The organism is Umezawaea sp., assembly GCF_057122925.1.
Genome location: NZ_DBNGPQ010000043.1, coordinates 17,617 through 31,021 on the forward strand (window position 1 = coordinate 17,617; position 13,405 = coordinate 31,021).

Here is a 13,405-nt window from a genome sequence, read left to right on the forward strand (position 1 = left end):
GGTCACCACGTTATGACCGGCGCTGATGCGGAATTCCATCCCATGTGGCAGCAGTTCGTGTCAACCATCCGGTATTGCCAGTTTTTCGCCATTTCCACCGCGTGCTCGAACATTTGCCCCCACCGCTGTCGCCGTGCATCCTTGCGTTCGGCAACTAGTTGCGCTCGTCAACCAACAGCTCGTCGTGCGGAGGAACACCATGGCTCCCCACAGCTCCGCGAGGCCGAAGGCCGAGCTGGACCTCGCGGACCAGCTCGGCCACGAGCTCGTGCGCTTCGTCCGCCTGATCAACAGAACGAAGTCGCAGGTCATCAAGCAGGGTCCGGACGGGATCGAGCGGATGGCGTACGCGATGCTCTTCACCCTCATCCACGAGGGCCCTCAGCGGGCCAGCTGGCTGGCCGAGTCGCTGCACTCGGAGATCTCCACGATCAGCAGGCAGTCGAGCCTGCTGGTCCAGCACGGGCTGCTCGAACGCCAGTCCGATCCCAAGGACGGCCGGGCCTGCCTGCTGGCGCCCACGGCCGAGGGGCTGCGGGTGTTCGAGGAGAACCGCAAGCAGCGCAACCAGTGGCTGGCCGAGGTGCTGGAGGACTGGGCGGACGACGACCGCCAGAACCTGAACCGGCTGTTCGGCAAGCTCAACGCGGGCATCGAGAAGAACTCCGCGCAGTTCGCGGACAACACCGAGGTGTCACAGGCCAGGGGGGCTTCCACATGACTTCCACCGTCGAAGAACGCGAGCGGGTGTCCGAAGTGGAGGAACCGCCGCGGCTGACCCACCGCCAGATCGTCACGATCCTGAGCGGCCTGGTGTGCGGCATGTTCCTCGCGGCGCTCGACCAGACCATCGTCGGCACCGCGATCGTCGAGATCGCCAACGACCTGGACGGCTTCGACCTCCAGGCGTGGGTGAGCACGGCGTACCTGATCACCTCGACGATCGTCACGCCGATCTACGGCAAGCTGTCCGACATCTACGGCCGCAAGCCGTTCTACCTGGTCGCGATCACGATCTTCGTCGGCGGCTCGCTCGCCTCGACGTTCGCGCAGTCGATGTACGAGCTGGCGGCGTTCCGCGCGGTGCAGGGCCTCGGCGCGGGTGGCCTGATGTCGCTGGCGATGACCATCATCGGGGACATCGTCCCGCCGCGCGAACGCTCGCGCTACCAGGGCTACATCATGACCGTCTTCGGTCTGTCCACGGTGCTCGGACCGGTCCTCGGCGGTCTCCTCGCGGGCTTCGACTCCCTCGGCGGCGTCGCGGGCTGGCGCTGGGTGTTCCTCATCAACGTCCCGATCGGCATCATCGCGCTGATCGTGGTCGCCAAGGTGCTGAACGTGCCGCACGAGCGGCACGACCACCGGATCGACTGGTGGGGCGCGCTGACGCTGGTCGTCGCGGTCGTGCCGTTCCTGCTCGTCGCGGAGCAGGGCCAGAAGTGGGGCTGGGGCGACGAGCGGTCGATCTACTGCTACGCCGTCGGCAGCGCGGGCGTCCTCGCCTTCACCCTGGTCGAACGGGGCATGCGGGACGCGGCGCTGATCCCGTTGCGGCTGTTCAAGAACTCGACGTTCAGCATGGCGATCCTGGGCAGCGTCATCGTCGGCGTCGCGATGTTCGGCGCGATCACGATGATGCCGCAGTTCCTCCAGGTCGTGCAGGGCCACACGCCGACCAAGTCCGGCCTGCTGATGCTGCCGCTCATGGCGGGCATCATGATCAGCTCGATCCTGTCCGGTCTGGTCACGTCGAAGACCGGGCGGTACAAGGTCTTCGCGATCCTCGGCACCGTGCTGATCGCGGGCGGCTCGTTCCTCTTCGCGCAGGTGGACTACGACTCCGCGCTGTGGCACCCGCTGGTCGCCGCCGCCGTCATCGGGCTCGGCCTCGGGCAGTGCATGCAGACGCTGGTCCTCGCCGCGCAGAACGCGGGCCCGCGCAGCGACATGGGTGCCTCCACCGCGTCGGCGACGTTCTTCCGCCAGATCGGTGGCACCGCCGGTGTCGCGGTGTTCCTGACGATCCTGTTCACCGTGCTGCCGGGCAACATCACCAGGGCGTTGGGCGACGAGGTGCCCGCGGGCTCCGGGGACCGGCTCCCGGACCTGGCGAGCAACACCAGCGGCATCCGGGACCTGCCGGAGGCGATCCGCACCCCGGTGCTGATCGGCTTCACCGAGTCGATCACCACCGTGTTCTACGTCGCGGGTGCCGTGGCGCTGCTGGCCACGCTGGTGCTGCTGGCCATGAAGGAGATCCCGCTCGCCGCCGCGGGGGCGGCCCCGGCCCCGACCGGTGTCGAGCCGACCGCGGTCGCGCCCGCCGTCGCCGCTCCCGCCCCCGTCGAACAGGCCGGTGTCGAGCCGATCGCCGTCCCGCGGGCCGACGACGAGCCGACCGAGGTCATGGAGGCGATCAAGGTCGCCGTGGCGGCCGACGGCGGCCCTGCCCTGATCGGCGGGTGGCTCTCGGCACCCGAGGGGTTCGAGCCCGGTGACCACCGCCGCTCCCCGGAGCAGGCACCGCCGCCCGCCGACCGCGGGGGAGCCGCACCCCCGCTCCAGCGGCGGCGCCCGCTCAACCGCTTCGACGGCGCGTTCGGCACCCCGACGCGGGAGCGGCGCCAGGAGGCCCACGGGGCACCGGTGACCGGGCACGTGCGCAGGCAGGACGGCACCCGCGTGCCCGGCGCGGCGGTGGCCCTGCTCGACCGGTTCGGCCGCCAGGTCTCCCGCGGCACAGGCGGCCCCGACGGGAGCTACTCCGTGCGCAGCCGGGGCCCCGGCGACTACGTCCTCATCGTGTCCGCGCAGGGGCACCAGCCGCAGGCCTGGAACGTCGTGGTCGGCGGCGGCCCCGAGGCGGTGGACGTCACGCTGGTCGGCGCGGGCGAGGTGACCGGCACCGTCACGGCGACCGCGACCGGCGCTCCGGTCGCGAACGTGACCGTGACGCTGATCGACTCCCGCGGCGAGGTCAACGGGGCCTCCATCACCACCGCGAACGGCGCCTACGCCTTCCGCGAGGTCGGGGCCGGGACGTACACGCTGATCGTCAGCGGGCCGGGCTTCCGGTCGGCCGCCGTGCCGCTGACGATGCCCGCGGGCGGCGCGCTGCACCACGACGTCGCGCTGCTCAACTCGGTGCTGCTGTCCGGCGTCGCCAGGACGGTGGGCGACAAGGTCGTCCCGGACGCGCGGATCACCGTGCTCGACCGCGACGGCAACGTGGCCGCGGTGGCGTGGACGGACGGCGAGGGCCGGTACGTCGTGCGGGACCTGCCCTCGGGTGCCTACACGGTGGTCGCGAGCGGCTACCCGCCCGCGAGCAGCGAGGTGGTGCTCGCGGACGGCGAGGCCGACCACGACGTGCGCCTCGGTCACGCGCTCGACGCCAGGGCCCCGGCCGGGTCGTAGGACGTCCACAGTGGACGGTCGGGGGGCGCCGCGGCGCGCCCCGACCGCCGTCACCAGTGCCAGGCCTCGCCGCCGACGTTGGTGATCGTCCTCTGCAACACGGAGATGGTGGTCGCGTACTCCTCGGTGGTGATGCCCCGCATCCGCTCCTCGTGCAGCACCTTCTGCACGGCGGCGGCGCGCTCGAACCGCTCGGTCCCGACCTCCGACAGGTGCAGCGCCGCGCCGTCGACCCGGATCCAGCCCTTCTCGACCGCCCCGTCGATGGCCGACTCGATGGCGGCCGGGGTGTCGTTCGACCCGATCGTCTCGACCACCACGGCCCGGTCGACGCCGTCCGGGTACCGGGAGAGCTGGTGGAGCACCCACCACTCCGGTTGTGCCACCCCGCTCTCCTCCAGGGCGCCGCGGATGCGGGCGCGGATCGCCTCTCCCGCGCGGAAGGTCCAGAACCCGATCGGCTGATCAGCGGGTGGCTGCATGGGTGGTCGCGTCATGCGAAGAACGCTAAGACCTCGACCAAAGTAGAGGTCAAGTCGGTGCGCCGGACATCGGCTACGGTGGTCGCGTGCGCTGTTCCGCCGCCGCGCGCACCAGGACCGCCCGCGGGCGGCAGCCGGGCGGGCCGCCGGTTCGTCCCGCCGGAACGGGGAAGCCATGTCCCACCAAGGAGATCCTCGGCACGGAGCACCTGCCGTCGTCCCCGACCGGCTCGCGCGGTCGGCGCGGGCGCTGGGTGCCGTCGGGCGGGCGTGGTTGGCCGACCTGCCCGCCCTGGTCGCGAGCCTGGAGGCCGACTGGTCGATCACCGTCGGCGCGCCGCTGGAGGGTGGTCAGGCCGCGTACGTCGCCGAGGCGGTGACGCGCGCGGGCACGCCGGTCGTGCTCAAGGTGTCGATCCCGCCGGGGATCGACGCGTTCGCCCCCTTCGACCGGGTGCTGTCCGCCCTGCTGCTGGCGGGCGGTGACCCGTACGTCGGGCTGCTCCGCCACGACGTCCCGCGCCAGGCCCTGCTGCTCGAACGCCTCGGCCCACCGATGGCGGACCTGGGCTGGACCGTCGAGAGCCAGGTGGACGCGCTGGCGCGCACCGCCGCCCGCGGGTGGCGCCCGGTCCCGGACGACGGCCGGTTCCCCGACGGTGCGGAGGCGGCCCGCTGGCACGTGGACTTCATCCCCTCGACGTGGGAGGCGCTGGCCCGCCCGTGCCCCGAGGCGGTCGTGGACCTGGCCGTCGCCTGCGCCACCGCCCGCGAGGCCGCCGCCGACCCCGGCCGGGCGGTGCTCGTGCACGGCGACGTGCACGCGTTCAACGCCCTGCGGGGAGCGGGTGCAGGCTTCCGGCTCGTCGACCCGGAGGGGCTCGCCTCCGAACCCGCGCACGACCTCGGCGTGGTCCTGGCCCGCGGTGTGCGGGAGTGGATCGACGGGCTCGCGGCGAGCGACCCGCGGCGGGCGGTCGAGACGATGGCACGGGGCTGCCGGCACCTGGGTCGGCTGGCCGGGGTCGACCCGGAGGCCGTCCGGCAGTGGGCGGTCACCGAGGTGGTCTCCACCGGGCTGTTCCTGTTGGGACTCGGCCACGACGGGGAGGCGGAACCGTACCTCCGCGCGGCGGGCGGGCTCGCCGCGGCGGCCCGGTGACGACCGGCCCGACACCCCAGGAGCGGCGGAGGTTTTCGCGGACGGCCGCCACTGCTCCCCGCGGGTGGACATCGGACCGGGATCGCCGCGGCGGTATGCACGGGAGCGTGATGTCGTTAGCCTGCAACACATGATCGCCACAGTGGTGTGGGGTACCGGGAACGTCGGTCGTGCCGCGATTCGCGCCGTCGACGCCCATCCAGCGCTGAAACTGGCCGCCGTGCTCGTCCACAACCCCGACAAGGTCGGCCGCGACGCGGGCGACCTCGCCGGACTCGACGTGGAACTCGGGATCGCGGCGACCGACGACGTCGACGCGGTGTTGGCCGCGAGCCCCGGTGCCGTGGTGTACGCGGCGTCCGGCGACATCCGGCCCGACGACGCCCTCGCCGACATCACCAGGGCGATCCGGGCCGGTGCCGTGGTCGTCACGCCCTCGCTGTACGCGCTCTACGACCGGCACGGCGCCCCGCCGGAGCTGAGGGACCCGGTGCTGGCCGCCGTCGAGGCGGGCGGGGGTTCGCTGTTCGTCTCCGGTGTGGATCCGGGCTGGGCGAACGACGTGATGCCGTTGCTGGTCAGCGGGTTGGGCAGCGTCGTGGACGGGATCCGCTGCCAGGAGGTCTTCGACTACTCCACCTACGACCAGCCCGACGCGGTGCGGTTCCTGATCGGCTTCGGCCAGCCGATGGACTACCAGGCGCCGATGTTGATGGAGACGGTCCCGACGATGGTGTGGGGCGGGCAGATCCGGCTGATGGCCAGGGCGCTGGGCGTCGAGCTGGACGAGATCCGCGAGACCGTGGACCGGCGCGCGCTCGACGACACGGTGACCACCAGGACCATGGGCGAGTTCGAGGCGGGCACGCAGGGCGCGGTCCGGTTCGAGGTGCAGGGCATCGTCGGCGGTGAGCCGCGCATCGTCGTCGAGCACGTCACGCGCATCCACCCGTCGTGCGCGACGGACTGGCCGCTGCCGCCCTCCGGTTCCGGCGCGCACAAGGTGATCATCGAGGGCCGTCCGCGCATCGAGGTCTCGATCGAGGCCGACGACGAGGGCGAGAACCGGTCCGCGGGAGGCAACGCGACCGCGGTCGGCCGCCTGGTGAACGCCGTCGACTGGCTCGTGGAAGCCGATCCCGGACTGTACGACGCCCTGGACGTCCCGCTCCGCCCCGCGGCGGGCAAGATCGGAAGGACACCGCGATGAACGTCGACATCCCGCCGGGCAAGGACCCCATCGGCTACGTGTGGGGCGAGATGGTCCCCGGCATCGGGGTCGCCGCCTCCAACTTCTCGCTGTCGGTGTACAGCCACACCACCTTGGGGCTGCGCGAGTTCGAGGCGGCGCGGCTGCGGATCGCGCAGATCAACGGGTGTCTGTTCTGCCTGGACTGGCGGACCGACCGGGACGGTCAGAAGGTCGAGGAGGGGTTCGCCGACGCGGTGACCCAGTGGCGCACCACCGACGCCTTCGACGACCGCACCAGGCTGGCCGCGGAGTACGCCGAGCGGTACGCACTGGATCACCACGGTCTCGACGACGAGTTCTGGTCTCGGATGACCGCGCACTACGGCCAGGTGGAGATCGTGGAGCTGAGCATGAGCATCGGCGCCTGGCTCGCGTTCGGCAGGCTGAACCGCGTTCTGGGCCTCGACGCGGCGTGCGTGCTGCCCAAGCCCTGAGGCGGGGTTCGCCCCGGACCACCGTCACAGGTCGGTGGCGATGATCTTCTCGATGTTCCGCTCGGCGAGAGCGGTGATGGTGACGAACGGGTTCACGGTGGTGTTGCCGGGGATCAGCGCGCCGTCGACGACGTAGAGACCGGCGTACCCGTGCAGGCGGCCGTAGTTGTCGGTGGCCCTGTTCAGCACGGCGCCGCCGAGGGGGTGGTAGGTCAGGTGGTCGCCCCAGATCTTGTAGACGCCGAACAGGTCGGTCCGGTAGATCGTCCCCTCCTTGGAATTGATCTTGTCGAAGATCGTTTTGGCGGCGTCGATCGACTGCTGCTTCCACGCGGTCTGCCAGTTCAGGTCGACCCTGCCCGCGGCGGCGTTCCAGGAGAACTCGGCGCGGTGGGTGTTCTTGGTGATCGACAGGTAGAACGAGGCGTAGGTCTCGATCCCGGTCGGTAGCGGCGCGACCTCGGCGAACGCGCCCCCGGCCGCCCAGTTGTCGATCCCGGCGGTGGGGATGGACGACTGGAGGTCGCCGGTCGGGTCCCACAGGTGGTTGGCCCGGCCGCACATGACGTTGCCGTTGTCGCCCCAGCCCTTGCCGACCTCGGCGCTCAGGTTCGGCAGCGCGCCGGTCGACTTCAGCTTGACCAGCAGCTTGCTGGTGCCGACGCTGCCCGCCGCGAAGAACACCCTGGCCGCGGTGACGGCCTTGGTGGTCACCGTGTCGCCGTTGGTGTTGAGCTGGTCCATGGTGACCGTGTAGCCGCCGCCCGTCGCGGGCACGACCGAGGTGACCCTGTGCAGCGGGGAGATGGTGACCCTGCCGGTCGCCCTGACCTTCGCGAGGTAGGTCTTCTGGAGCGACTTCTTGCCGTGGTTGTTGCCGTAGAGGATCTCCCCGGCCAGCGCGGACTTCGTGGCGGTCCCGGCCGCCTCCTGCTTCATGTAGTCCCAGTCGTACACGGTGGGCACGAAGACGAACGGGAAGCCGGACCGCTGGGCGTGCTTGCGGCCGACCCTGGCGTACTGGTAGCACGCGGTGGTGTCGAACCAGGCCGGGTCGATGTAGGCGACCCCGAGTTCGGCGTTGGCGCGCGGGTAGTAGACGTCGTACATCTCCCGCGGGTCCACCGACGGCAGGACGCCGCCGAAGTGCTCGCGCTTGGGCGTGACGGCCATGCCGCCGTTGACGAGCGAGCCGCCGCCGACGCCGCGGCCCTGGTAGACGGTGATGCCGCTGAAGTCCTCGGCGTCGAGGATCCCGGTGTAGCGGGGGATCGTCCGGTCGATCGGGAAGCCCAGGAAGTTGCTCAGCGGCTGCTTCGTCCTGGTCCGGAGCCAGAACGACCGCTGGTCGGGGTTCGTCGTGTTGGCGAAGACCTTGCCGTCCGCGCCGGGGGTGTCCCACGCCATGCCCATCTCGACCATGTGCACGTCGACGCCCGCCTCGGCGAGGCGCAGCGCCGTCACGGAACCGCCGTACCCGGTGCCGATCACCAGGGCGGGGACGGTGGCCGCGTCGGCTATCGCGGTGGGCGCGGAGGCGGCCCCCACCGGTGCCGCTGAAGCCTGGCCGGTGAGGGCCACGGCTCCCAGAATAGAACTTGTTCCAGCGATGAAGGTACGGCGGGAGATTCCCCCGGAGTCATTGTCACACGTCATTGTGCGGGCCATGTGATGTTCCTCACTCTTGACTTATAAGAACAAGTTATACCGGTGCTTGCGTGGTTAGTCACTACCTAGTAGTGCGCCGCCGTGCCCGACTCGCCCCGGTGGGCGTCGAGGACGAACGGCCGCAGCTCACGGGGGACCTCCCCGTGCCAGGGTCTGCCGTCGAGGGCGCACCAGCGGCGGGCGGTCTCCTCGGTGATCACCACGCCGTCGTCGAGCCCGCCCAGCACGAAGCCGTCGGCCAGGCGCAGGAGCGTCCGGTAGGGACTGCGCCGCGGTCCGCCGTCGGGCACGGCGGGGGCGGGAACCGCGCGCACCGGAGCGGACCAGGCGGACAGCAGCGTGGTCGCCGACAGGTGGCCCGCCAGCCACAGGCGGTGGCGCACCACGGTTTCCGGGTCGCGCCCGCCGAGCCCGAACAGGTCTCCGTCGTCGAGCAGGCCCGCGAGGTCCGGGTGGTTCGCCATCCGGCGCCACAGGAACTTGTCGCCGAGGTAGAGGTCGTCCAGCCCGACCAGCGCGACCTCCAGCGCGCACCGCAGGGTCGCCTCCGCCGCGGCCAGCGCGGTCAGGTGGTCCCCGGTCCGCACCGCGCCCGACGCGTCCTCCAGCAGCGAGGTCTGCCGCGCCGACCACATCGCCATCAGCCACCGCCGCAGCACGGTGCGGTCCAGCCCGGCCAGGAGGTCGTGGCCCGCCGCCGTGGCGAAGACCCGCTCGCCGATGACCAGCCGGATCGTGCGCGACCAGTCGTAGTACTCGTACTGGGTGGCCCACAGGTCCCTGCGGTCGGCGATCCGCACCGGGAACCCCGCCAGCCGCTCCCCGAAGCCGCGGACCTGCGGCACCGTCAGCGGGTTCACGTCGATCCGCACGCCGTAGCGCTCCTCCAGCTCCGCCGACGGGGGCAGGTGGGCCCGGAACGCGGTCCTGGTCTCCTCGTCGGGCAGCAGCACGTACACGTCCAGGTCCGACTCGGCGTGCCCGAGGCCCGCCGCCCGGCTGCCGCTGAGCACGACCGCCCCGATCCGCTCCCGGTGGGGGAGGCGGGTCGCGAGGAGGTCCGCGGCGACCTCCCGGTGCCGCGCGGTGAACCCGCGGTCCGGTGTCACGCCAGCTCCTCGCCGATCAGGGACAGCGCCGCCCGGACGTTCTCCTCGACGGGCCGGTCGGTCATGTCGACCGTCAGCCACCCCCGGTCGGCCGCCACGGTGGCGTAGAGCTGCTGCGCGCGGTGCTGGAACGAGGTGAACGTCGCCCGCGGCCGTCCCGCCAGGCCCAGGTGCTCGGAGAAGCCGAACCGGCCGTGCTGGGCCAGCCGCCGCCGGGAGGCCAGCGCGGGCTCGCCGCGGACGAACACCCCGAGCGTCGGCCGGGGGAGCACCTCGGTGGCGTAACCGAGGAAACGGGTGCCGTCCCCGCCCGCCGCCTCGGCGATCAGCGCCGCCTTCACGGCGGTCTTCAGCCCGTGGCCGTCCTGCACCAGCACCTCGCCCCCGGCCAGCGCGGGCGCCACGACGAGCTGGTGCAGCAGGAGTTCGGCGGACACGCCCAGCAGCCCGGCCGCCAGGATCGAGGCCGGGTCGTTCGAGGCCACCGGGATCGACCCCAGGGCCTCGTCCGGGTCCTCGACGTCGGCGGGCACCAGCGGCAGCGCCGGGTCGCCGCCGGGTGTCCTCGCGCCCGCGTACGCCGCCTGGAGGGCCGAGCGGTACACGGTGCGCAGCAGCGGGACGTCGGAGTCGGCCCGCAGGTAGTCCTTGAGGGAGACCAGCCGCACCCGCTCGCCCTCCTGCCGCAGCCGGGTCGCCAGGGCGGACGCGAGCGTCGACTTCCCGGCGCCGTCGATCCCCAGGAACGCGATGTGGCAACGCATCGCCCGAGCCTGTCCGGGTGCGCGCCCGGCCACATCGCCCATCCTGCTAGGGCGGCCACCGCACCGGGGACGTCCCGGCCGGACGACCGGCGACGGCGGTGTGCGCGGTGGCAGGCGTCGACCCGGTGCGCGCGGGGCCCACCCCGCTCACCGACGCCGGGGCGGTGGACCCGGCGAGTCCGTTCGGTGCGTCCGGGGTGTTCGAGAGGGCGGGTTCACGCCCGCGGCGCTGGAGGTCTGGCGCGGTTCACCGGTCCCCGCGCAGGTAGCGGGTGACCATGGCGACCAGCTCGTCCTCGAACGTCTCGACGGGGGTGGTGCGCGGGGCCGCCATGAACTTGTGCGTGTTGATCTCCACCGTGAGCAGGATGATCTCCGCGGCCACGGTGGGGTCGCCCACGCGCACGTCCGGGTGCCGGACGATGACGTCGCGGAGCTGGGCCGTGCGCCGCGTGCCGTGCCGGTCGATCGTGTCGCGCAGCTCCTGGGAGACCGGCGCCTCCTCGATCATCACCCGGAGCAGTTGGGGGTCGTCGCCGTGGTTGTCGATCGCGTCGCGGACGAGGGCCCTGACCGTCGCCCCCAGCGTCCCCGGCGAGAGGTCGAGGTCGTCGGCGCCGGTCCAGGTGCCGCGGTCGATGTGCCGGATCAGCAGTTCGGCGAGGATCGCGTCCTTGTTCGGGAAGTACTGGTACAGCGAGCCGATGGAGATGCGGGCGCGCTCGGCGATGCGGTTCGTGGTGCCCGCGGCGTAGCCGTGCTCGGCGAAAATGTGAGCAGCCGCGGTGAGGATGCGGTCGCGCGTGAGTTCGGCACGCACCTGGCGGGGCTTGCGACGTGGCTCTAGGCGGCGGTCGGCCGACGGCATCCGAGTCCTCCCGGCGGTGGGCAAAAGCGAGTGGAAAATATCTGAGCTAATGCTCACAATAGTCCTATGAGCTGCGGAAACAAAACTTCAGGTGGCGCCTCGTGAGCCAGCCCCAGCTATCGCCGCACCGCATGACGACGGTCGACGAGGTCGAGGCGGCCCTCGGGCGGCCCCCGTCGATGATCAAGCTGAAGCAGATCAGCGCGCTCGACGAGGGGTGCCGGGCCGTCCTGGCGCACTGCCCGCTCGCGGGCTTCGGCTACCGCGACGCCGACGGCGTCCCCCGCACGACGTTCATCGGCGGCGCGCCGGGCTTCGTGCGCGTCCACTCGCCCACGCAGATCTCGTTCACCCTGCCCGACGGGCGCGCGCACGGCCCGGTGTCGTTCGTGTTCCTGCTGCCGGGGGTGGGGGAGACGTTGCGCGTCAACGGTTCCGCGGTCGAGCGGACGGGCGCCGAGACGGTCGTCGACGTGGAGGAGGCGTACGTCCACTGCGCACAGGCCGTCATCCGGTCGCGCCTGTGGCAGCCCTCCGCTCCCGCGGGACCCGCGCCGGAGGTCGTGGGGGAGGGGCCGCTGCGTGGACCCGGCGTCGCGGACTTCCTGGCCGCCGCACCGTTCCTCGCACTGTCCACCTGGGACGGATCGGGCGGCGGCGACACCAGTCCGCGCGGGGACCAGCCGACCGTCGCGCGCGTCCTCGACGGCCGGACGCTCGTCATCGCGGACCGCAGGGGCAACAAGCGCGCGGACAGCCTGCGCAACCTCCTCCAGGACGACCGGCTGTCGTTCGCCGCCCTCGTCCCCGGCCGGACCGGCGTGCTGCACGTCAGCGGCCGGGGCTCCATCACGGACGACCCGGCGCTGCTGGCGACGATGGCCCTGCGGGGCACACCCCCGCACGCCGCGCTGCTCGTCGACGTCGACCGCGCCGAGGTGACGGCCAACGACGCCGTGGCGCGCTCGCGCGTGTGGACCGCCGCGCCTCCCGAGCGGGGCGCGGTGCCGGACCTGATGGTGCTGGCGGGCGACCACCTCGCCGCGAACGTGGCCGCCGCCGAGAAGGGCATGCTCGCCCGCGTGCTCAAGGGCGTCGCGGGCGTGCCGGGGATCGGCGGGCTGCTGAGGCGGGTGATGAACCTCGCCTACCGGTCCGGGCTGCGGAAGGAGGGCTACGACGACGTGGAGGTCGACGCGCGGCCGACCGCCCCCGCCGTCCACCCCGCGGTGAACCGCCCGCGGGAGGTGCGGATCGCCGAGGTGCGCCGGGAGACGCCCGACGCGGTCACCCTGGTGCTGGAGGACGCCGACGGTCCGGGCACCTTCGACTTCCGGCCCGGCCAGTTCTTCACGCTGGTCGCCGACGTCGACGGCAGGCCGGTGCGCCGCGCCTACTCCGCGTCGTCGGCGCCGGGGGCGTCCCGGCTGGAGGTCACGGTCAAGCACGTCGACGGCGGCCGGTTCTCGACCCACGTCCACCGGACCCTGCGCGTGGGCGACCGGCTGGCGCTGCGCGGCCCGTCGGGGTCGTTCCACGTCGACGCGGCGGCGGGCCACGAGGTCGTCCTGGTCGCGGCGGGCAGCGGTGTCACGCCGATGATGAGCGTGATCCGCACCCTGCTGGCGGCACCGGGGGCGGGCCGGGTCGCGCTGCTGTGCAGCGACCGCCGCGAGGAGGACGTCATCTTCGCGGGCGAACTCCTCCGGCTGGCGGGGGAGAACCCGGAGCGGCTGACGGTCACCCACGTCCTGACCGGGCAGCGCGGACGGCTCGACGCCGAGGGCGTGCGCGACTGGCTCGCCGAACTGCGACCCGCGCGGGACGCCCGGTTCTACCTGTGCGGGCCCGAGCCGCTGATGGACACCGTCCAGGGTGTCCTGACCGGACTCGGCGTGCCCGACGACCGCGTGCACCGCGAGCGCTACACCAGCGGGGCCGACCCGGCGGGTGCGGCCACCGCGCCGCAGGAGATGGTCGTCCAGGACGGGACGAGCCCGGTCGGCTCCGCGGTGGTCGAGCCCGGCCAGACGATGCTCGACGCCGGGCTCGCGGCGGGGCTGCCGATGCCGTACTCGTGCACGGTCGGCAACTGCGGGGACTGCGCGGTGAAGCTGCGCGGCGGGGAGGTGGCGATGAACGAGCCGAACTGCCTGACACCGCGGCAGAAGGCCGACGGCTACGTGCTGACGTGCGTCGGCCGCCCGCTGTCCGGGGTCGCGCTGGACATCGCGGAGCCCTGACGG

The 13,405-nt window shown here is 72.4% G+C and carries 11 protein-coding genes; 6 read left to right on the forward strand and 5 right to left on the reverse strand.

All coding sequences use genetic code 11. The annotated features are described in order from the left end of the window. Nucleotides 1-199: 199 nt before the first annotated feature. Nucleotides 200-721 carry a MarR family winged helix-turn-helix transcriptional regulator gene (locus tag AC156L_RS07805; RefSeq protein WP_330873855.1) on the forward strand — a complete coding sequence of 174 codons (522 nt, stop codon included), beginning with the start codon at nucleotides 200-202 and terminating at the stop codon, nucleotides 719-721. Then, entirely contained in the window at nucleotides 718-3,420 is a 2,703-nt protein-coding gene (locus AC156L_RS07810; RefSeq protein WP_330873856.1) for an MFS transporter, read from the forward strand. The genes AC156L_RS07805 and AC156L_RS07810 overlap by 4 nt, the downstream gene beginning before the upstream one ends. A gap of 50 nt (nucleotides 3,421-3,470) precedes the next feature. Here the strand turns inward: AC156L_RS07810 and AC156L_RS07815 are convergent, their stop codons facing one another. Further along, on the reverse strand, nucleotides 3,471-3,917 hold the full coding sequence (locus AC156L_RS07815; RefSeq protein WP_330873857.1) for a MarR family winged helix-turn-helix transcriptional regulator: 447 nt from the start codon (nucleotides 3,915-3,917) through the stop codon (nucleotides 3,471-3,473). 160 nt (nucleotides 3,918-4,077) lie between these two features. On the opposite strand from AC156L_RS07815, the gene AC156L_RS07820 reads away from it, so the two are divergent. From AC156L_RS07820 to AC156L_RS07830, 3 genes are all read left to right on the forward strand, one after another. Continuing rightward, nucleotides 4,078-5,064: an aminoglycoside phosphotransferase family protein gene (locus AC156L_RS07820; RefSeq protein ID WP_330873858.1), complete on the forward strand. Its 987-nt coding sequence runs from the start codon at nucleotides 4,078-4,080 to the stop codon at nucleotides 5,062-5,064. 130 nt (nucleotides 5,065-5,194) lie between these two features. Beyond that, entirely contained in the window at nucleotides 5,195-6,274 is a 1,080-nt protein-coding gene (locus AC156L_RS07825; RefSeq protein WP_330873859.1) for an NAD(P)H-dependent amine dehydrogenase family protein, read from the forward strand. Beyond that, a complete protein-coding gene (locus AC156L_RS07830) occupies nucleotides 6,271-6,750 on the forward strand; it encodes a carboxymuconolactone decarboxylase family protein (RefSeq protein WP_330873860.1) in 480 nt (159 codons plus the stop codon). Before AC156L_RS07825 ends, AC156L_RS07830 begins: the two co-directional genes overlap by 4 nt. Before the next feature lie 24 nt (nucleotides 6,751-6,774). Here AC156L_RS07830 and AC156L_RS07835 read toward each other — a convergent pair whose 3' ends face one another. The 4 genes from AC156L_RS07835 to AC156L_RS07850 form a co-directional block, all read right to left on the reverse strand. Beyond that, the gene (locus tag AC156L_RS07835) at nucleotides 6,775-8,331 is read right to left on the reverse strand and encodes a GMC oxidoreductase (protein ID WP_484406718.1); all 1,557 of its coding nucleotides are present in this window, start codon (nucleotides 8,329-8,331) and stop codon (nucleotides 6,775-6,777) included. Between the two features lie 152 nt (nucleotides 8,332-8,483). Next, a complete protein-coding gene (locus AC156L_RS07840) occupies nucleotides 8,484-9,527 on the reverse strand; it encodes a nucleotidyltransferase domain-containing protein (protein WP_330873861.1) in 1,044 nt (347 codons plus the stop codon). After that, nucleotides 9,524-10,291, reverse strand: coding sequence for a hypothetical protein (locus AC156L_RS07845; RefSeq protein ID WP_330873862.1), 768 nt, complete (start codon nucleotides 10,289-10,291; stop codon nucleotides 9,524-9,526). Before AC156L_RS07845 ends, AC156L_RS07840 begins: the two co-directional genes overlap by 4 nt. A 247-nt stretch (nucleotides 10,292-10,538) precedes the next feature. Further along, the gene (locus tag AC156L_RS07850; protein ID WP_330873863.1) at nucleotides 10,539-11,111 is read right to left on the reverse strand and encodes a TetR/AcrR family transcriptional regulator; all 573 of its coding nucleotides are present in this window, start codon (nucleotides 11,109-11,111) and stop codon (nucleotides 10,539-10,541) included. A gap of 179 nt (nucleotides 11,112-11,290) precedes the next feature. Between AC156L_RS07850 and AC156L_RS07855 the strand changes: the two genes are divergently transcribed. Beyond that, nucleotides 11,291-13,402 carry a 2Fe-2S iron-sulfur cluster-binding protein gene (locus AC156L_RS07855; protein ID WP_330873864.1) on the forward strand — a complete coding sequence of 704 codons (2,112 nt, stop codon included), beginning with the start codon at nucleotides 11,291-11,293 and terminating at the stop codon, nucleotides 13,400-13,402. Nucleotides 13,403-13,405: the final 3 nt, after the last annotated feature.

Excerpts from the sequence above, each read along its gene's own strand:
- AC156L_RS07830 (WP_330873860.1), top strand. The coding sequence starts at position 6,271 with ATGAACGTCGACATCCCGCCGGGCAAGGACCCCATCGGCTACGTGTGG.
- AC156L_RS07825 (WP_330873859.1), top strand. The coding sequence starts at position 5,195 with ATGATCGCCACAGTGGTGTGGGGTACCGGGAACGTCGGTCGTGCCGCG.
- AC156L_RS07805 (WP_330873855.1), top strand. The coding sequence starts at position 200 with ATGGCTCCCCACAGCTCCGCGAGGCCGAAGGCCGAGCTGGACCTCGCG.
- AC156L_RS07820 (WP_330873858.1), top strand. The coding sequence starts at position 4,078 with ATGTCCCACCAAGGAGATCCTCGGCACGGAGCACCTGCCGTCGTCCCC.
- AC156L_RS07855 (WP_330873864.1), top strand. The coding sequence starts at position 11,291 with ATGACGACGGTCGACGAGGTCGAGGCGGCCCTCGGGCGGCCCCCGTCG.
- AC156L_RS07815 (WP_330873857.1), bottom strand. The coding sequence starts at position 3,917 with ATGACGCGACCACCCATGCAGCCACCCGCTGATCAGCCGATCGGGTTC.
- AC156L_RS07845 (WP_330873862.1), bottom strand. The coding sequence starts at position 10,291 with ATGCGTTGCCACATCGCGTTCCTGGGGATCGACGGCGCCGGGAAGTCG.
- AC156L_RS07810 (WP_330873856.1), top strand. The coding sequence starts at position 718 with ATGACTTCCACCGTCGAAGAACGCGAGCGGGTGTCCGAAGTGGAGGAA.